This window comes from Rhodoferax sp. (genome assembly GCF_030646845.1).
Classification (GTDB): domain Bacteria; phylum Pseudomonadota; class Gammaproteobacteria; order Burkholderiales; family Burkholderiaceae_C; genus Rhodoferax.
The window spans coordinates 29,240-46,819 of sequence record NZ_JAUSLE010000086.1 but is presented as its reverse complement, the minus strand read 5'-3'; the positions used below and the strand labels follow the sequence as shown (position 1 = coordinate 46,819).

Here is a 17,580-nt window from a genome sequence, read left to right as displayed (position 1 = left end):
CCGGGCGCACTATCATGCGATGCATGTTGTTACCTGACGATCAAAATATGCGACCAGAACCCCCAATGGATAGCCAGCCAGCCAGCAACGTGCGGGTGCTGCGGCGCTTTCGCGTGGTGTTCAATGCGGTACGCAGCCATTTTCAGCAGGTCGAGAAGCAGGTGAATCTGGGCGGTGCGCAGGTCTGGGCATTGAGCGTGGTCAGGGATCATCCGGGTATCGGCATGGGGATGCTGGCCAAACACATGGACGTTCATCAGTCCACCGCCAGCAACCTTGTCAAGACACTGCAGCGAAAAGAGCTGATCAGCATGAACAAGGCACCCGAGGACCGGCGCAATGTGCAGCTCCATGTACTGCCGGCCGGGCTGGCCGTGCTGGCGCAGGTGCCGGGCCCATTTGAGGGCGTATTGCCAGTGGCGCTCGACCGGCTTCCAGCCGAGACTTTGTTGCGGCTGGATCAGGATCTGGGCGAATTGATTGCCCTGCTCAAGGCCGATGAGCAGGCTGGCGGCATTCCACTGGCGCAGCTCTGAGTTGACTGTCGGCGCCGGCACGGCATCGCGGCATCGAGGGGGCTATGTGCGGGTCGCACTGGCTACAGGGCGCAGGACCTGAAGCCGCAAAAAATATCGTCTCGCCCGGGCAAAAAGAAATTTCGATATTTCGGATTTTTCATGCGGGCACGGGTGGCAAACGACGCCCCACGCAATACTTTGTGCGTGCCAAACCACGGCTCTGAATAATCGCGGTAAGGATCTGCAGAAAACCCAGGGTAGGGCCGCAAAGTGGTGCCCGTCCATTCCCAGACATCACCCCAGCGGAAGCCGCGCCGCGCGGCATGGTGTGCTGCCGCCTCCCACTCCACCTCGGCGGGCAAGCGCCGGCCGGCCCAGCGACACCACGCGTCCGCCTCCCACCAGGTCACATGCATGACGGGCTGACCACCCAGCATGCGCCGGGGGGTTCCAAAACGGGTCTGCATCACGGCGCCACTGGCAACGCCGATCTGTTCCACGTAGCGCGGGCCACGGCGGCCCTCCCCTTCGGCCTTGTCCTGCAACCATTGCCAGCCCTGCGGCTGCCACAGCTCGGGGCGGTCGTAACCACCGTCATCCACAAACTCGACAAACTGCGCCCAGCTCACCACCTGCGCGTCAATCTCGAACTCTGGCACCTGAACCTCGTGCATCGGGCGCTCGTTGTCGAAGGTGAATCCACCGTGTTCCGCCCCGCCTTCACCGATACCGAGCTGCCAGCGCATCGCGGGCACCAGCAGAGGTTCGCGCACCGGGGCCGCGCCAGGCATGTTCAGGCTCAGCGGCAAGCCCAGCGTCTGCGCCATGTAAATCAGGGCCTCGCCATGCATGTCCTCATGAAACAGCGCCAGCCGGTAAAAATACAGCGCATCATCCTCGTCCGGTGCTTTCTCCAGCAACTCAAGGGTGGACTCCAGGGTGTCGAGCAGATAGGTCTTGATGCTGGCGAGATCCGGCAGATCCAGCGCCCAACGGCTGTCGTGCGCTACCTGGGATGAATTCCACCACCGGTCCGCCTGCGGCTCGATTGACGCCAGCCGGGTCACCGCCGGGTCGCACCGGCGGCCAAGCTGTCGTTGCAGGTTGCGACCGATCCACCACTCCTGGAACCAGCCTACATGCCCCAGTTCCCACAAGGGCGGGTTGAGTTCGGGGAGCATCGGCACCAGAGGCCAATCCGCGCCCAGCGACTGCTCGTATTGCGACAGCAAGTGCAGCGTGTGATTGCGTGCATCCATCAGTGCCAGCGACAGCACGCCACGCCCGGCACGGCGCATGTCGGGTGAGTCAATGGAGGTGCTGCTGGTTTTGTGCATGGTGGTGGATTTCATTATTGTCCCCCACACGCCCCGAGGGCTAATTTTCCCAGGCTGGTTGCACTGGTATTTACCCTAGGGCAAAACGCAAGATCGTCAGGTATTTCTCAGTCACGAGGCGTTAACCTCAAGGATCTAAAATCGCTCACCATCAAACGGGCGTCCAACCCCACCAACGGCCTCTCAGCCCTGCCAGTTACAAAATAAATGGAGACGTCATGACCCCTCTTCTCTCACTGTCCCGTCTGATCGACAAGATCAGCACCGGGGTTGGCAAACTTACCATGTGGCTGATCCTGGTCACCACCCTGATCAGCGCTGGCAATGCGCTCATGCGAAAGATATTTAACATCAGCTCCAACAGCATGCTGGAAATCCAGTGGTACCTGTTTGCGGCTGTCTTCATGCTGGGTGCGGGTTACGGCTTGCTGAAAAACTCGCACGTTCGCATCGACTTCATTTCCTCCAAGCTGAGCCACCGCACCCGCAACTGGATCGACGTGGTCGGCATTTTGGTGGTGCTGATTCCCTTTTGCGTCATCATGCTTCGCTTGGGCTGGCCCTTCTTCACCCAGGCGCTGGCCAGTGGCGAAATGTCGCAAAACGCGGGAGGGCTAATGCGTTGGCCGGCCTATGTGCTGATTCCTGCCGGCTTCGCCCTGCTGATGCTGCAAGGCATTTCGGAGCTGATCAAGCGGATCGCCTTCCTGACGGGGAACGGCCCGGATGTCCTTGAAGGCGAAGACGCCAAGTCCGACGATCAAAAGAAGCTCGAAGAGCTCGAAGCTCAAACCGCACGCCTGCTGGCCGGAGACAAATAAATGCAAACCACTTTTCTGGCACAACAGTTTGTGCCTCTGATGTTCTGCGGGCTGTTTGCCCTGTTGCTGACCGGGTTTCCGGTGGCGTTTGGCCTGGCCGCCTGCGGGCTGTTCTTTGGCTTTGTCGGCATTGAGGCCGGCATCTTTCCAGGGGCCATGTTTCAGGCGCTGCCCCTGCGCATTTTTGGCATCATGCAAAACGACACTTTGCTGGCCATTCCCTTCTTCACATTCATGGGCATCATTCTCGAGCGAAGCGGCATGGCCGAGGATCTGCTCGAAACTGTGGGCCAGGTGTTTGGTCCGGTACGTGGCGGTGTCGCCATTGCAGTGATTCTGGTAGGCGCGCTGCTGGCGGCCACGACGGGGGTGGTCGCTGCTGCAGTGATCTCCATGGGTCTGATCTCGCTGCCGGTGATGCTGCGCTACGGTTACAGCCGCACCATCGCCACCGGCACCATCACCGCCTCGGGCACGCTGGCGCAAGCCATTCCGCCATCGCTGGTGCTGATTGTGCTGGCGGACCAGTTGGGTCGCTCCGTGGGCGACATGTACTCCGGCGCCCTGATTCCGGGCCTGTTGCTGGTAGGCCTGTACATCCTGTTCATTGTGGTCGTGGCCATCTTCAAGCCAAAGATGGTCCCGGCGCTGCCGCCGGAGGCCCTGCTGTTCAAGGAAGACAACGGCAAATCCGGCCACCGTTCGTTGCTGGTGCTGGTTCTGATCTGTGGCGCCGTGGGCTACGGCTGGTCGCAGGTCCATAACGGCCTGATGACACGCTGGCTGGAGCGCGCCACCGCTTCGCCGGGCGATGAGATCGTCATCCTGTCGCTGACGCTGGCCTCACTCACGGGTCTGGCGCTGGCCATCATCAACCACGTCACCAGGATGCACCTGCTCTCCAGGCTGGCTGAGCAGGTCACGTTTGTGCTGATGCCGCCCCTGATCCTGATTTTTCTGGTGCTGGGTACGATTTTTCTGGGCGTCGCGACGCCCACCGAGGGCGGTGCCATGGGGGCGCTGGGTGCGCTGATCCTGGCCATGGTCAAGCGGCGACTGAGCATGTCACTGACCAAGCAGGCGCTGGAAAATACGGCCAAGCTGGCCTCGTTTGTGTTGTTCATCCTGATTGGTTCCACCGTATTCAGCTTTACCTTCAATGCGGCCGATGGTCACATCTGGGTGGAGCATCTGTTCAAGGGCATTCCCGGCGGCGCCTGGGGTTTTCTGATCGTGGTGAACATCCTGGTATTCATTCTGGGCTGCTTCATTGACTTCTTTGAGATTGCCTTCATCGTCATTCCGATTCTGGCCCCGGTCGCGGAAAAAATTCTCCCGGGTCTGGTGCCGGGCATGACGGCTGACCAGGCCATGATCTGGTTCGGCGTGATCATTGCCATGAACCTGCAAACCTCGTTTTTGACGCCACCGTTCGGTTTCGCCCTGTTTTACCTGCGCAGCGTGGCCGCCAAGTTTGACTACAAGGACCGGGTCACTGGCAAACTGATTCCATCGGTAAAGACCAGCGAGATCTACAAGGGCTCGATCGCATTTATCTGCTTGCAGCTGATCATGGTGACCGCGGTGATTGTGTTTCCAGTGCTGGTCACCGGTGGCATTGAGAAAGTCGAAGCGCTGAGTGCCGAGCAGATCATGCAGCAACTGCAAATGCCCGCGATGGATGAACCCGTCGATCCTGCGGCGAATACAGACCAAAGCAGCCTGGAACAACCCGCAGCGTCCGAAGACAAAGGCGGCGAGGCGGACGACCCCATGAAAGCGCTGATGGAAGACGCCAAAAAGGACAGCAAAAAGTAGACGCCAGCCGGCGTTTCTTGTCCACCAGCAAGCAAGGGCCTTCGGGCCCTTTTTTACGCCTGTCACGCGGCCACTATCGCGTGGACAGATCCTTCATTCAGAACCTCATCGAACATTGGTCTGGCCGAAAAAAAACCCCGCCGAAGCGGGGTTTTCAGATGCAGCGTGAGCCTGATTACAGTTTCTGCGCTTGCATGAAGCTGTCGAAGCGCGCTTCAGTGAAACGGAACCACAGGTTCTGCTCTTTGCGGAACGCAGAGTAGTCGTCGTACACTTTTTTCCAGTTCGGGTTCTTGGCACTGATCTCGCCGTACAGGGCCATGGATTCTTTGAAGGCCAGGTCCAGCACATCCTTGGGGAACGGCAACACCTTGGTGCCAGCGCCAACCAGCTGCTTGAGTGCGGCGGGGTTCTTGGCATCGTACTTGGCCTGCATTTCGGTGTGAGCGAAAGCGGCAGCCGCTTCGATGATGACCTTGTTCTCAGCCGACAGGCTGTTGAAGGCCTTGTCATTGACAAACAGGTCGAGCTGGGGACCACCCTCCCACCAGCCAGGGTAGTAATAGAACGGAGCGACCTTGTTCAAGCCCAGCTTCTGGTCGTCATACGGACCCACCCACTCGGCGGCGTCAATGGTGCCTTTTTCCAGCGCCGTGTAGATCTCGCCGCCAGGAATGTTCTGGGGAACACCGCCCATGCGCTCAAACACGCGGCCAGCAAAGCCACCCACGCGGAATTTCATGCCCTTGATGTCTTTGACGGACTTGATTTCCTTGCGGTAGAAGCCACCCATTTGGGCACCTGTGTTACCCATCGGGAAGTTCACGATGTTGAACTTGGCATAGAACTCGCGCATGAGCTTGCCGCCATTGCCCTGGTACATCCAGGCGGTCATCTGGCGGCTGTTCAGGCCGAAAGGAATGGCACAACCCAGGGCAAAAGTCTCGTCCTTGCCATGGAAATAGTAAGGGGCGGTGTGGGCCATTTCCACAGTACCGTTTTGCACGCCATCCACCACGCCAAATGCGGGCATCAACTCGCCACCGGCATGGGTGGTGATGGTGAACTTGCCACCGGACATTTCACCCACTTTTTTTGCAAAGTCATCAGCGGCACCAAAAATGGTGTCCAGGGCTTTGGGGAAACTCGAAGCCAGGCGCCAGCGAATAGCTGCGCCCTGAGCGTGAGCGGCGGGGGCCGCACCAGCGGCCAGAACGCCGGCAATGCCTGCGTGCTTGATTACGGAACGACGATCCATTAGGTTCACTCCAGTGGTTTTTGATTGAACATCTCGTTGTGCGGGTATGCACAACGATGACTTATAAGAGTCACCCCGGATTGTAGGAACCTGCATGACTGCCGGCGTGGGGGTTTTCCCTCGAGAATCCATGCAAATCGACGGTTTTCAGGAAACCGCAAGCTACCGGCGCCGGCCATCACAACTGATTCACTCAAGCAGTGAATTTATTTCAGGCCACAACCTTGAGTGCAATCCGATGTCCAGGCAGCGAGGCCTCGAAACGTTGACGGATCGAGGCCTCGATTCCGAACGCATCCAGCCCCTGCAAGGCCAGCAGTCTCAAATGATCACCGTGTTCGATGAACTCGTCACGCAGTCCCAACTGCAGCAGCGGCTTGAGCACCCCCGCCGCGTTCAGCGCCTCACTCACGGCGCTGCCGGCGCCACCCATGATGGCGCCTTCTTCGATCGTCACCAGGCCTTCGTGCTCAGCCGCTACCTTGAGCAGCAGCTCGATATCGAGCGGCTTCGCCCAACGCATGTTGACGACCGTGGCATTGAGCGCCTGCGCCGCTTCCAGCGCCGGGTACAGCAGCGTGCCAAACGCCAAAATGGCAACGCCTTTGCCAGCGCGCCGCACTTCGCCCTTACCAAATGGCAGAGCATCCAGACCGGTCTGCACCGCCACCCCGGCACCGGCGCCACGCGGGTAACGCACGGCCACCGGATGATCCTGTGCAAAGGCGGTGCTGAGCAGCTGACGGCACTCGTTTTCATCAGCCGGGCAAGCCACGCTGACATTGGGAATGCAGCGCAGGTAGGGAATGTCGTAGGCACCGGCATGGGTGGCGCCATCGGCCCCGACCAAGCCGGCCCGGTCCAGTGCAAATACCACCGGCAAATTCTGGATGGCGACGTCATGAATCAGCTGGTCGTAGGCGCGCTGCAAGAAGGTGGAGTAAATCGCCACCACCGGCTTCAGGCCCTCGCAGGCCAGGCCGGCGGCAAAGGTCACGGCGTGCTGCTCGGCAATGCCGACATCAAAGTACCGCTGCGGAAAACGCTTTTCAAACTCGACCATGCCCGAGCCCTCGCGCATGGCCGGCGTGATGCCCACCAGCCGCGGGTCGTGCGCTGCCATGTCGCACAGCCACTGGCCAAACACCTGGGTGAAGGTCTGCTTCGGCGGCGTGCTGGGTTTTTGCAGGCCAACCGCCGGGTCGAACTTGCCGGGCCCGTGGTAGGCCACCGGGTCGGCCTCGGCCAGCTTGTAGCCCTGCCCTTTTTTGGTGACCACATGCAAAAACTGCGGCCCCTTGAGGTGCTTGATGTTCTCCAGCGTCGGGATCAGCGAGTCCAGGTCATGCCCGTCGATCGGACCGATGTAGTTGAAGCCAAACTTCTCGAACAACGTGGCCGGTACCACCATGCCTTTGGCGGTCTCCTCGATGCGCTTGGCCAGTTCGAACAGCGGGGGCGCCACCTGAAGCACATGCTTGCCCGCGTTCTTGGCCGCCGCATAAAACTGACCACTCATGAGCTTGGCCAGATAGCGGTTGAGCGCACCCACCGGCGGGCTGATGCTCATGTCGTTGTCATTCAGGATGACCAGCAGATTGCACTCGGCCACGCCAGCGTTGTTGAGCGCCTCAAAGGCCATGCCCGCCGTCAGTGCACCGTCGCCGATGACGGCTATGGCGTGCCGGTCTTCACCCTTGATTTTGGCCGCCAGCGCCATGCCCAAAGCGGCCGAGATGGAGGTGCTGGAATGGGCGGTGCCAAAGGCGTCGTAGTCGCTTTCGGTGCGCTGCGGGAATCCGCTCAGGCCGCCCAGCTGGCGCAATGTATCCATACGCTCGCGCCGTCCGGTCAGGATCTTGTGCGGGTAGGTCTGGTGACCCACATCCCACACCACACGATCTTGCGGGGTGTTGAACACATAGTGCAAGGCGACGGTGAGCTCCACCGTGCCGAGGTTGGAGCTCAGGTGACCGCCGGTTTTGGAGACGCTGTCGAGCAAATAGGCGCGCAGTTCGTCGGCCAGCGTGGCCAACTGCGCGCGCGGCAGCAGCCGCAGCTGAGCGGGGTCGTTGATGGTTTCGAGCAACGGATACAACTTGTTCGACATATGCTATGTTTTTTATAGCTATCAGCGCTTATTCTACGAGGGCTGACGGCCTTTTTCCCTGAAATCTTTGTTATCGCTTGACCAGTTGTTTCAACTGGAACGGTTCACCACCATGTCCGCCAGGCCCTGCAGCGCCCCCGTGTTGGGCAAGCCACTCTGCGCCAGCGCAGCCAGCGCCTGAGCCAGCAGTTCCTGTGCATGCTCGGCGGATCGCTCCAGGCCCAGCACCGACACATAGGTGGGCTTGTCCTGGGTGGCGTCCTTGCCCGCTGTCTTGCCCAGTGTCGCAGAGTCGGCGGTCACATCCAGAATATCGTCCACCACCTGAAACGCAAGCCCAATGGCAGCGCCATACGACTTGAGCGCGGCCAGGGCCTCAGCCGACGCATCGCCACAGGCCGCGCCCATCATCACGCTGGCCTGCAGCAGGGCACCGGTCTTGAGGCGGTGCATGTCACGCAACTGGCGCTCGGTGAGGGCCACCCCCACGCTGGCCAGGTCAATCGCCTGCCCGCCTGCCATGCCGGCACTGCCGGCAGCCCGGGCCAGCAATCGACACAGGCGGGCTTGCCGGTCAGCCGGCATCCGCTCATCGTCGGGCGTCAACAGCTCGAACGCCAGTGCCTGCAAGGCATCACCTGCCAGCAGGGCGCTGGCCTCGCCATATTTCACGTGCACCGTGGGCTTGCCCCGGCGCAGCACGTCGTTGTCCATGCAGGGCATGTCGTCATGCACCAGCGAATAGGCGTGAATCAGTTCCACGGCGCATGCGGCGCGCAGCGCAGCTTCATTTTGCGGTGTGCGCAGCGCGCCACCGTGCTGACCAGCCACGGACGGCTCGCCGCGTACAGCCTCCCAAGCCGCCATCACCAGCAGCGGGCGCAGGCGCTTGCCGCCGTCGAGCACCGCGTAGCGCATGGCCTCGACCAGCTCAGCGGGTGCCCCATGGTCCACCCCGGCAGGCGCGTCCGCGGTCACCCAGCGCTCAAGTGCGCGCTCAACGTTTTCAAGATGCCCTGCGCTCCAGGCGCCCAAATCAAATGGAAGCGCGGTTTTCACTCGGGTGTCCATGTTTTCAGCGCCCCCTGATCCAGCAATTTGATCTGACCCTCGACTGCCTCCAGCCGGTCACGACAGAACTTGAGCAATTCGGCCCCGCGCTGATAACCGCCAAGCAGTTGCTCCAGAGGCAGTTCGCCCGACTCCAGCCGGGCAACCAGCAGCTCAAGCTCTTCCAGAGCGGCTTCATAACTGGCCGGGGCCGCTAAACGACGTGGGGGGGCAGAGGCCATAGGGCGGGATAACTCCGTGAGTCCAAAAATAGTCTGATTTTAGGCGCTGGGGCACGGCACGCGCCAACGGCGCCGGCAAAACCTCCGGGGGATCGCTCCAGGCAAGGGACCCCGGCATCAGCAGGAAGTCCCCGCAAGCCGTACAATCAGGGTCCGGCAGCTCTCGAGGTAACTGCCCTTCAAGCCCCTCTTTGAGGGGTTTTTTGCATCCTACAAGGACCGAGTTGTGCAAAAATTGTACAAAAACAATCTCCCAAACCGTGGCGAAAAGCCCGCCAACGTAGTCTCAATACGGGCTCCGGGGGACGTCACGAAAAATGTCACTCAGCTACCCGTCTCAAGCTATTTTGACGAAGCGCTTTACCAGCGCGAACTGCACGATATCTTCCAGCGCGGGCCCCGCTATGTAGGCCATCGCCTGAGCGTACCCAATGTGGGCGACTACGCCACGCTGGCGCAAGAGGCTCAAGGACGCGCCCTGGTGCACACGCCCGCTGGCATCGAGCTCATTTCCAACGTCTGCCGCCACCGGCAGGCGCTGATGCTGCACGGACGCGGCTCGGTCAATAACACTCAACCCGGCACAGCCGCCGGCAACATCGTGTGCCCGCTGCACCGCTGGACCTACAGCGGCGGCGGCGCACAGCCGGCAGGCACCCTGCTGGGTGCGCCGCATTTTGCCCAAGACCCCTGCCTGAACCTCAACAACTACAAGTTGCGTGAATGGAACGGCCTGCTGTTTGAAGACAATGGCCGCGACATCCATGCCGATCTGGCTGGCATGGGACCGCGCGCCGATCTGGACTTCACTGGCTTTGTGCTCGACAAAGTCGAAATGCACGAGTGCAACTACAACTGGAAGACCTTCATCGAGGTCTATCTGGAGGATTACCACGTCGGCCCGTTCCATCCGGGCCTCGGCGGTTTTGTGACGTGCGACGACCTGCGCTGGGAGTTCAAGGAGAACTACTCGGTCCAGACCGTGGGTGCAGCCCAACAGACCGGCCCGGCCGGCAGTCCGGTCTACCAGCGCTGGCAGGATGCGTTGCGCGCGTACCGGCAGGGCGAGGCGCCCAAGCAGGGCGCCATCTGGCTCACCTATTACCCGCACATCATGGTGGAGTGGTATCCGCATGTGCTGACCGTCTCCACGCTGCATCCGATGGGCGCGAACAAGACCATGAACATGGTTGAGTTCTACTACCCGGAAGAGATTGCGGCGTTCGAGCGCGAGTTTGTCGAAGCACAACAGGCGGCCTACATGGAAACCTGCCTGGAAGACGACGAGATCGGCGAGCGCATGGACGCCGGTCGCCGGGCCCTGCTCGCGCGCGGCGACAACGAAGTCGGCCCTTACCAGAGTCCGATGGAAGACGGCATGCAGCACTTTCACGACTGGTACCGCCGCCAAGTCCAGCTCTGACCACCCATGCAAGCGCTGTGGATGGTTCTGGGTGCGTTCCTGTTTGCCACCATGGCGGTGGGCATCAAGATCGCCGCCGGCAGCTTCAACACCTTTGAGCTGGTGTTCTACCGCGGTGTCGTGAGCGTGATCTTCATGGGGCTGGTTCTGCGTGCCCGCGGCACACCTCTGCGCACCCCCGTGCCGATGATGCACGCCTGGCGCAGCCTGATTGGCGTGCTGTCCCTGGGTTCATGGTTTTATGCCATTGCGCATTTGCCGCTGGCGACAGCCATGACACTGAACTACATGAGTGGCGTCTGGGTGGCGGCCTTTATCGTGGGCGGTGCCCTGATGTACGGCCAGGCGCAACGCCAGGGCCCCCTGATGGCCACGGTGCTGGCCAGCTTTTCCGGCGTGGTGATGATGCTGCGCCCCACGCTGGACCAGAACCAGTTGTTTGCCGGACTGATTGGCCTGCTCTCGGGCATTGGCGCGGCGCTGGCGTACATGCAGGTCACAGCGCTGGGCAAAATCGGCGAGCCGGAAGGGCGTACCGTGTTCTATTTCTCGGTCGGCTCCGCGGTCGCCGGTCTGGCCGGCATTTTGTTTACCGGCCTGACGCCCTGGTCTTCCGTGAGCTGGCAGGCCGCCGCCTGGCTGGTGCCGATTGGCATTCTGGCCTCTCTGGGCCAGTGGTGCATGACGCGCGCCTACAGCCGCGGCTCAACCCTGCTGGTGGCCAATCTGCAGTACTCCGGCATTGTGTTTGCCGCCTTCTACAGCCTGCTGTTGTTTGGCGACCAGATTCCGCTCATCGGCTGGGCCGGCATGGGCGTGATCGTGGCCAGTGGCGTGGCCGCCACCGTGCTGCGCACGCGCACGCTGCCCGATACCCCGGCAGAAGAACACTAGAACCCGGCGTACCCTGCCTGAGATCTTTCAAGGAAACCCGTCTGATGTACACCACCCTGATCTCCGCCCCGCAACTCCAGGCTCTGCTGCAAAGCGGCCAGCCCTGCATGGTGTTCGACTGCAGTTTCGAGCTGATGCAGCCCGGCGCTGGCGAGCAGCAATACCAGCAGGCGCACATCCCCGGCGCGGTGCGTGCCGACCTGGACCGGCACCTGAGCGCCGCCAAAACAGCACTCGATGCCGCATCGGGTGGCCGTCACCCCCTGCCCTCGCGCGAAACCTTCGCCGCCTGGCTCGGCAGCATCGGCTTCGGCAACACCATGCAGGCCGTGGTGTACGACCGCCAGGGCGCCAACTATTGCGGCCGCCTTTGGTGGATGCTCAAATGGGCAGGGCATGAAGCGGTGGCCGTACTGGATGGTGGCTTGCAGGCCTGGCAGGCCAATGGCGGTGCAACGGAGAGTGGCCCCGGCAACGCAGACGTCCCGGCTGCCGCATCAAAGTATGCCCTGGGCCCCGAAAAGACTGCGCTTATTGCTACTGAAAAAATAGCAAAGCAATTGGGTCGACCAACCCAGAACCTCGTCGACGCCCGTGGCGCGCCCCGCTTCAAGGGCGAGATCGAGCCGCTGGACCCGGTGGCCGGTCATATTCCCGGTGCGTTGAACCGTCCGTTCAACCTGAACGTCGATGCCGACGGCAAATTCAAACCGGCCGCCGAGCTCAGGGCCGAATTTGAAGCCCTGCTGGCCGGGCGCGATCCCGCCACCGTGGTGCACATGTGCGGCAGCGGCGTGAGCGCCGTGCCCAACCTCATTGCCATGGAAGTGGCTGGATTGGGCCGCGCGGCCCTGTATGCCGGCAGCTGGAGCGAGTGGTGCAGCGACCCCCAGCGGCCCATGGCGCAGGGCTGAATCGGACAAGGTCCGGTCAAATTGGCGGCGCGTTCAGCGACCGTGCGCCAGGCCGCTTACCCACGTCACCAGCAGGATGCCTGCCAGCAGCCAGGCAATCTGCGCAGCGGTCTCCCGCGCTGACAAGCGCTTCTGCAGCTGGGGAATCAGATCTGCCAGCGCCACGTAGACAAAGCTGCTGGAGGCCACCACCAGAAAATACGGCAGGTAGTCCTGCAGGCGATCGACCAGCCAGTAGCCCACCAGCCCGCCCAGCGCCGTCACCGCCCCGGCCAGCGACACCTTGACCAGCGCCACGCGTTTGTTGCTGGCACCTGTTCGCAACACCATCAGGTCACCCATGTGGTGTGGCACTTCGTGCGCGAGCACCGCCAGCGACGCGATCACGCCCAGGCGCATGTCGGCCATGAAGGCCGACGCAATCATCACGCCGTCGCCAAAGCAATGCACGCTGTCACCGGTCAGCACGGCCCAACTGCCCGCCTTGGGGGCATGGTTGTGGGCATGCGCATGGCCGCTGTGGTCATTGGCATGGTCTGACAACAATTCATGGTGATGCTCATGCCCGTGGTGCCATAACTCGGCCTTGTCGAGCAGGAAGAAGAAGATCAGACCCACCAGCAATGTCATGAACAGGTCATGCGCACTGGCCTGGCTTTCAAACGCCTCGGGCAACAGGTGCATGAAGGCGGTGGCCAGCAAGGCACCGGCCGCCAGGCTGAGCATATGCTGGGTGTAGCGTGCCAGCACGCCGAAGCTCAGAAGCGCCGCCACCCACACGCTGCCAATGCCGGCGGTAAGGGTCCCCAACACAATTGCTATTAAAATCATAGCTATAAACGCTTTATCAATGGGGGCTAGAGCCCTATTTTGTTATAAAAACCTTCACGCCCGGTCCGCTCAGCGATCTGCCGTCCGTTGATCTTATCAACCATGTCAAGGGGGGCTCCATGCACGCAGAAGGCGATAGTTTGAGGCATGAGGGAAAACCCGGGATTTTCCGTTGATACAAATGGCATCACGTGTGGGCCGCACTGGTCGCATAATGGATTTACCGATGAAATCTTCGCGCGACCCTGTCAAGTCCCGGTGGCTGGCGCTGCTAGCTTTGTTGGCGCTCGTCTGTGAAATATCCGCATGGTGGCTGGCGACCGAGGTGCCGGGCGGTGGATCGCTGCAAGGCCCGCTTTTGCTCGGAGTGGGCGCCGCGCTCTGCGCGCTGTTTGCCTCCGTGTTGTTGTGGCGGCGCATGTCGGCTCAGAAGCTGGAGGCCCGGCAGGCGCGGCGATTGCTGGCATCCAGCCTCGATACGCTGGACGTGGGCGTGGAAATCTGGGACAAGCGGGACCGGTTGGTGCTCTACAACAAGAAAATCAATCAGATGCACACCCGTGTTCGAAATCCGACGGATATTGGGCAGACGTTTGAAGCCCTGGTGCGCGCCGACCTCGGTCAGCAGCAGATCTCAGCCGCCATCGGGCGCGAAGAAGAGTGGCTTGCACAGCGTCTGGCAACACGCGGCAGGCACTCTGCGCCGATGCTACAGGAACTGGCGGGCAACCAGTGGGTCAACATCTACGAAAACCGGACACCCGAAGGCTATCTCGTGACCGCCCGCGTCGACGTCACGGACCTGGTTCGCAAAGGCAAGATGCTGGAAGCCACCAACCGGCGATTGGCCCAGCAAACGACGATGGACGAGCTGACCGGGCTGGCGAACCGCAGGCGCTTTGACGAAGCCCTGGTCAACGAATGGCAGCGTGCCGCCCGCAGCCTCACGCCGCTGAGCCTCCTGATGGTCGACATCGACCACTTCAAGCAGTACAACGACAACTATGGTCATGTGGCGGGCGACGAGTGCCTGCGCCGGGTGGCAGCGGTTCTGGACCAATGCGTGCGGCGCGCCGGCGAAATGGTCGCCCGTTATGGCGGTGAAGAGTTTGTGGTCCTGCTTCCCGGGGCGGACATGGATCACGCCTGCGACACCGCCCGCAAATGCCTGCAGCTCATTCGCCAGGAGCTCTTGCCGCATGCCGCCTCACCAACGGCAGACCAGGTGACGTTCAGCATTGGCGTGGCATGCCTGCTGCCCGACGCCTCGCTGGAACCCGCCTCCATGGTCAATGCGGCCGACACAGCGATGTACCGGGCCAAGACTGGCGGGCGGGCGCGCTTTGAGGTGGCCGACCAAGCCGACTGGGAAATCGACAAGGACACCCCCCGTACCCGGCCTACCCCATTGGCCTGACAGACCGCCGGGCCCGGCCTCACGCGCACCTCAATGCGCCTTGTCCCCGGCGCGCCTTAGTGCGCCTTGTCCCAGTTCGGCCCCACGCCCACCTCGGCCAGCAAAGGCACCCTGAGATGGGCGACACCGGCCATCAGGCGCGGGATCTCATGCCTGACCCAGCTCACTTCTAACTCGGGCACTTCAAACACCAGCTCGTCATGCACCTGCATGATCATTTTGGTGCCCCGTTTTTCATCGTCCAGCACCTGCTGCACCTTGACCATGCTGAGCTTGATCAGGTCTGCCGCCGTGCCCTGCATGGGCGCGTTGATGGCGGCGCGCTCGGCACCGCTGCGACGCGGGCCATTGGGCGAGTTGATCTCGGGCAGGTACAGGCGACGGCCAAACACGGTCTCCACATAACCATTGGCCTTGGCACTCTGGCGCGTGTGGTCCATGTACAGCTTGACGCCGGGGTATCGGTCAAAGTAGCGCTCGATGTAATTCTTTGCGGCCGTGTTGTCGATGCTCAGGGCGCGCGCCAGGCCATAGGCACTCATGCCGTAGATCAGCCCGAAGTTGATGACCTTGGCATAGCGGCGCTGTTCGCTGGTCACCTGGGAGGTAGAGACACCAAAGATCTCGGCGGCGGTGGCACGGTGCACATCCATGTTGTCGTGAAACGCCAGCAGCAGGGCCGCGTCGCCACTGATGTGCGCCATGATGCGCAACTCGATCTGGCTGTAGTCGGCGCTGGCAATCACGCAGCCGGGCGGTGCCACAAAGGCCTCGCGCACGCGCCGGCCCTCCGCGGTGCGCACAGGAATGTTCTGCAGGTTGGGGTCATTGCTGGAGAGGCGCCCGGTCACGGCCACTGCCTGCGCGTAGTGCGTGTGCACGCGGCCGGTGCGGGGATCGGCCAGCTGGGCCAGTTTGTCGGTGTAGGTGCCCTTGAGCTTGGCCAGGCCCCGATGCTCCAGTATCTTGGCCGGCAGGGGAAAGTCTTCGGCCAGTTTTTGCAGCACTTCATCGTCGGTGCTGGGCGTGCCGGTGGGGGTCTTCTTGACCACCGGCAGACCGAGCTTGGTGAAGAAGATCTCGCCAATCTGCTTCGGACTGCTCAAATTGAAGGGTTGCCCCGCCAACTCGTGCGCCTCTTTTTCCAGCTGCAAAATGCGCTGGCCCAGTTCATGGCTTTGTGCCGCCAGAATCGGGGCGTCAATCAGCACGCCGTTGCGCTCAATGCGGTACAGCGCCTCGCTGCTGGCGATTTCCAGCTCGTAGATGAAACGCAGTTTGTCGTCAGCCTGCAGGCGTGGCCACAGTACCCGGTGCACGTCCAGCGTCTGGTCCGAGTCCTCGCAGGAGTACTCGGACGCCTTGGCGATATCCACCTGGTCAAAGCAGATCTGGTGCGCACCCTTGCCACACAAATCTTCAAAACTGATGCCGCTGCGCCCCAGATGGCGTTCGGCCAGGCTGGCCAGACCGTGCGGCTTGTGCACTTCCAGCACATAGCTTTGCAGCATGGTGTCGTGCGCGTAGCCCTGCACCTCGATGCCGTGGTTGGCGAACACATGGCGGTCGTACTTGATGTGCTGGCCCAGCTTCTGTTTGCTGGCGTCTTCCAGCCAAGGCTTGAGTCGCGCCAGCACCTCGTCACGCGGCAATTGCGCCGGGGCACCGGGGTAGTTGTGCGCCAGCGGGATGTAGGCCGCCTCGCCCGGCGTCACGCTGAAACTGACGCCCACTATCTCGGCGCGCATTTCGTCCAGTGACGTGGTCTCGGTGTCCACCGCCACGAGGTCAGCCGCTTCGACGCGAGCCAGCCAGGCGTCGAAGGCATCCCAGGTCAGGATGGTGTCGTAGGCCAGCGTCGTCGCACGGGACGCGCCAGGCGTAACGGGTTCGTCAGGCTCGTCGAACAGGCCCGGCTCACGACTTGATTTTCCCGCGGCATTCAGGTTTGCGCCGGCCTCGTTGCGCTTCGCGGCGCCGGGCTTTGAACCTGCGCCCCCCGCGCCGGCTTCACCCACTGTCGCCCGGGCCAGGCCCTTGAACCCGTACTTTTCATAAAATTCGACCAGAGCCCCCGTATTCTCTGTGCCAGCAGCTATTGAATCCATAGCAGGAAGCTCAGGCACCCAGCCATTCAGATCACAGTCGGTCTTGATGGTCAGCAACTGGCGGCCGGTCGGCAACCAGGCCAGCGTCTTCTTCAGGTTCTCGCCCACCACGCCCTTGATGGCATCGGCGTTGGCCACCACGCCTTCCAGCGAGCCGTATTCCTGCAGCCACTTGGCAGCCGTCTTGGGGCCGACCTTGGGCACACCGGGCACGTTGTCAATGGCATCGCCCACAAGGGTCTGAAAGTCCACCATCAGGTGCGGCGGCACGCCAAACTCTTCCTGCACGCCGGCCAGGTCGCGAACGCGGCCGTTCATGGTGTCGATGATGGTGATGTGGGAATTGACCAGCTGGGCCAGGTCCTTGTCGCCGCTGCTCACGATCACCTCAATGCCCTGCTTTGCAGCCGTCACTGCCAGCGTGCCAATCACATCGTCGGCCTCCACGCCAGGGACGTCCAGCACTTTCCAGCCCATCAGGCGCACGACCTCGTGAATAGGCTCGATCTGCAGGCGCAAATCGTCAGGCATGGGCGAGCGGTGGCCCTTGTACTCCGGGTAGATCGCGTCACGGAACGTCGGGCCCTTGGCGTCAAAGACACAGGCCGCGTAGTCGGCCTTGACGTCCTTGCGCAGCTTTTGCAGCATGTTGATCATGCCCCGGATGGCACCCGTCGGCGGGCTGGCAGGATCACCGGGCACGGCGCGCAGATCCGGCATGGCGTGAAACGCACGGTACAGGTAGCTGGAGCCGTCCACCAGGAGCAGGGTTTTGGGCAGGGGTTTGGAGTCATTCATGCACCCATTTTGCCTGTGACAGGCGCGGCACCAGTGGTTCT

The 17,580-nt window shown here is 61.8% G+C and carries 14 protein-coding genes; 7 read left to right on the top strand and 7 right to left on the bottom strand.

Annotated features, from left to right (window positions below):
- Positions 1–65: 65 nt before the first annotated feature.
- Complete coding sequence (locus Q7T10_RS20280; protein WP_304751641.1) at positions 66–536, top strand: MarR family winged helix-turn-helix transcriptional regulator; 471 nt, start codon at positions 66–68, stop codon at positions 534–536.
- Positions 537–598: 62 nt separating this feature from the next.
- Here the strand turns inward: Q7T10_RS20280 and senA are convergent, their stop codons facing one another.
- On the bottom strand, positions 599–1,855 hold the full coding sequence (gene senA / locus Q7T10_RS20275; protein ID WP_304751640.1) for a selenoneine synthase SenA: 1,257 nt from the start codon (positions 1,853–1,855) through the stop codon (positions 599–601).
- 218 nt (positions 1,856–2,073) lie between these two features.
- On the opposite strand from senA, the gene Q7T10_RS20270 reads away from it, so the two are divergent.
- Together Q7T10_RS20270 and Q7T10_RS20265 are read left to right on the top strand one after the other, a co-directional pair.
- A complete protein-coding gene (locus Q7T10_RS20270; protein ID WP_304751638.1) occupies positions 2,074–2,676 on the top strand; it encodes a TRAP transporter small permease subunit in 603 nt (200 codons plus the stop codon).
- Positions 2,677–4,494: a TRAP transporter large permease subunit gene (locus Q7T10_RS20265; RefSeq protein WP_304751637.1), complete on the top strand. Its 1,818-nt coding sequence runs from the start codon at positions 2,677–2,679 to the stop codon at positions 4,492–4,494.
- Positions 4,495–4,669: 175 nt separating this feature from the next.
- Here the strand turns inward: Q7T10_RS20265 and Q7T10_RS20260 are convergent, their stop codons facing one another.
- From Q7T10_RS20260 to xseB, 4 genes are all read right to left on the bottom strand, one after another.
- Entirely contained in the window at positions 4,670–5,752 is a 1,083-nt protein-coding gene (locus tag Q7T10_RS20260; RefSeq protein ID WP_304751635.1) for a TRAP transporter substrate-binding protein, read from the bottom strand.
- A 211-nt stretch (positions 5,753–5,963) separates the two neighbouring features.
- Entirely contained in the window at positions 5,964–7,862 is a 1,899-nt protein-coding gene (dxs, locus tag Q7T10_RS20255) for a 1-deoxy-D-xylulose-5-phosphate synthase (RefSeq protein ID WP_304751634.1), read from the bottom strand.
- A 90-nt stretch (positions 7,863–7,952) separates the two neighbouring features.
- Entirely contained in the window at positions 7,953–8,921 is a 969-nt protein-coding gene (locus Q7T10_RS20250) for a polyprenyl synthetase family protein (RefSeq protein WP_370653806.1), read from the bottom strand.
- Entirely contained in the window at positions 8,918–9,154 is a 237-nt protein-coding gene (xseB, locus tag Q7T10_RS20245) for an exodeoxyribonuclease VII small subunit (RefSeq protein ID WP_304751630.1), read from the bottom strand. Before xseB ends, Q7T10_RS20250 begins: the two co-directional genes overlap by 4 nt.
- A gap of 289 nt (positions 9,155–9,443) precedes the next feature.
- On the opposite strand from xseB, the gene Q7T10_RS20240 reads away from it, so the two are divergent.
- The 3 genes from Q7T10_RS20240 to Q7T10_RS20230 are packed head-to-tail and all read left to right on the top strand — an operon-like array spanning position 9,444 to position 12,385.
- Positions 9,444–10,577: an aromatic ring-hydroxylating dioxygenase subunit alpha gene (locus Q7T10_RS20240; RefSeq protein ID WP_304751683.1), complete on the top strand. Its 1,134-nt coding sequence runs from the start codon at positions 9,444–9,446 to the stop codon at positions 10,575–10,577.
- Between the two features lie 6 nt (positions 10,578–10,583).
- A complete protein-coding gene (locus Q7T10_RS20235) occupies positions 10,584–11,471 on the top strand; it encodes a DMT family transporter (RefSeq protein WP_304751628.1) in 888 nt (295 codons plus the stop codon).
- 44 nt (positions 11,472–11,515) lie between these two features.
- A complete protein-coding gene (locus Q7T10_RS20230) occupies positions 11,516–12,385 on the top strand; it encodes a sulfurtransferase (RefSeq protein ID WP_304751627.1) in 870 nt (289 codons plus the stop codon).
- A gap of 33 nt (positions 12,386–12,418) precedes the next feature.
- Here the strand turns inward: Q7T10_RS20230 and Q7T10_RS20225 are convergent, their stop codons facing one another.
- Positions 12,419–13,216, bottom strand: a complete 798-nt coding sequence (locus tag Q7T10_RS20225; protein WP_304751625.1) for a ZIP family metal transporter — start codon at positions 13,214–13,216, stop codon at positions 12,419–12,421.
- A 226-nt stretch (positions 13,217–13,442) separates the two neighbouring features.
- On the opposite strand from Q7T10_RS20225, the gene Q7T10_RS20220 reads away from it, so the two are divergent.
- Positions 13,443–14,633 carry a diguanylate cyclase gene (locus Q7T10_RS20220; RefSeq protein ID WP_304751623.1) on the top strand — a complete coding sequence of 397 codons (1,191 nt, stop codon included), beginning with the start codon at positions 13,443–13,445 and terminating at the stop codon, positions 14,631–14,633.
- A 56-nt stretch (positions 14,634–14,689) separates the two neighbouring features.
- On the opposite strand, the gene polA is transcribed toward Q7T10_RS20220, so the two are convergent.
- The gene (gene polA / locus Q7T10_RS20215) at positions 14,690–17,539 is read right to left on the bottom strand and encodes a DNA polymerase I (RefSeq protein WP_304751621.1); all 2,850 of its coding nucleotides are present in this window, start codon (positions 17,537–17,539) and stop codon (positions 14,690–14,692) included.
- Between the last annotated feature and the right edge of the window lie 41 nt (positions 17,540–17,580).

Excerpts from the sequence above, each read along its gene's own strand:
- senA (WP_304751640.1), bottom strand. The coding sequence starts at position 1,855 with ATGCACAAAACCAGCAGCACCTCCATTGACTCACCCGACATGCGCCGT.
- Q7T10_RS20280 (WP_304751641.1), top strand. The coding sequence starts at position 66 with ATGGATAGCCAGCCAGCCAGCAACGTGCGGGTGCTGCGGCGCTTTCGC.
- Q7T10_RS20220 (WP_304751623.1), top strand. The coding sequence starts at position 13,443 with ATGAAATCTTCGCGCGACCCTGTCAAGTCCCGGTGGCTGGCGCTGCTA.
- Q7T10_RS20260 (WP_304751635.1), bottom strand. The coding sequence starts at position 5,752 with ATGGATCGTCGTTCCGTAATCAAGCACGCAGGCATTGCCGGCGTTCTG.
- Q7T10_RS20235 (WP_304751628.1), top strand. The coding sequence starts at position 10,584 with ATGCAAGCGCTGTGGATGGTTCTGGGTGCGTTCCTGTTTGCCACCATG.
- xseB (WP_304751630.1), bottom strand. The coding sequence starts at position 9,154 with ATGGCCTCTGCCCCCCCACGTCGTTTAGCGGCCCCGGCCAGTTATGAA.
- Q7T10_RS20265 (WP_304751637.1), top strand. The coding sequence starts at position 2,677 with ATGCAAACCACTTTTCTGGCACAACAGTTTGTGCCTCTGATGTTCTGC.
- Q7T10_RS20225 (WP_304751625.1), bottom strand. The coding sequence starts at position 13,216 with ATGATTTTAATAGCAATTGTGTTGGGGACCCTTACCGCCGGCATTGGC.
- Q7T10_RS20270 (WP_304751638.1), top strand. The coding sequence starts at position 2,074 with ATGACCCCTCTTCTCTCACTGTCCCGTCTGATCGACAAGATCAGCACC.
- polA (WP_304751621.1), bottom strand. The coding sequence starts at position 17,539 with ATGAATGACTCCAAACCCCTGCCCAAAACCCTGCTCCTGGTGGACGGC.
- dxs (WP_304751634.1), bottom strand. The coding sequence starts at position 7,862 with ATGTCGAACAAGTTGTATCCGTTGCTCGAAACCATCAACGACCCCGCT.
- Q7T10_RS20230 (WP_304751627.1), top strand. The coding sequence starts at position 11,516 with ATGTACACCACCCTGATCTCCGCCCCGCAACTCCAGGCTCTGCTGCAA.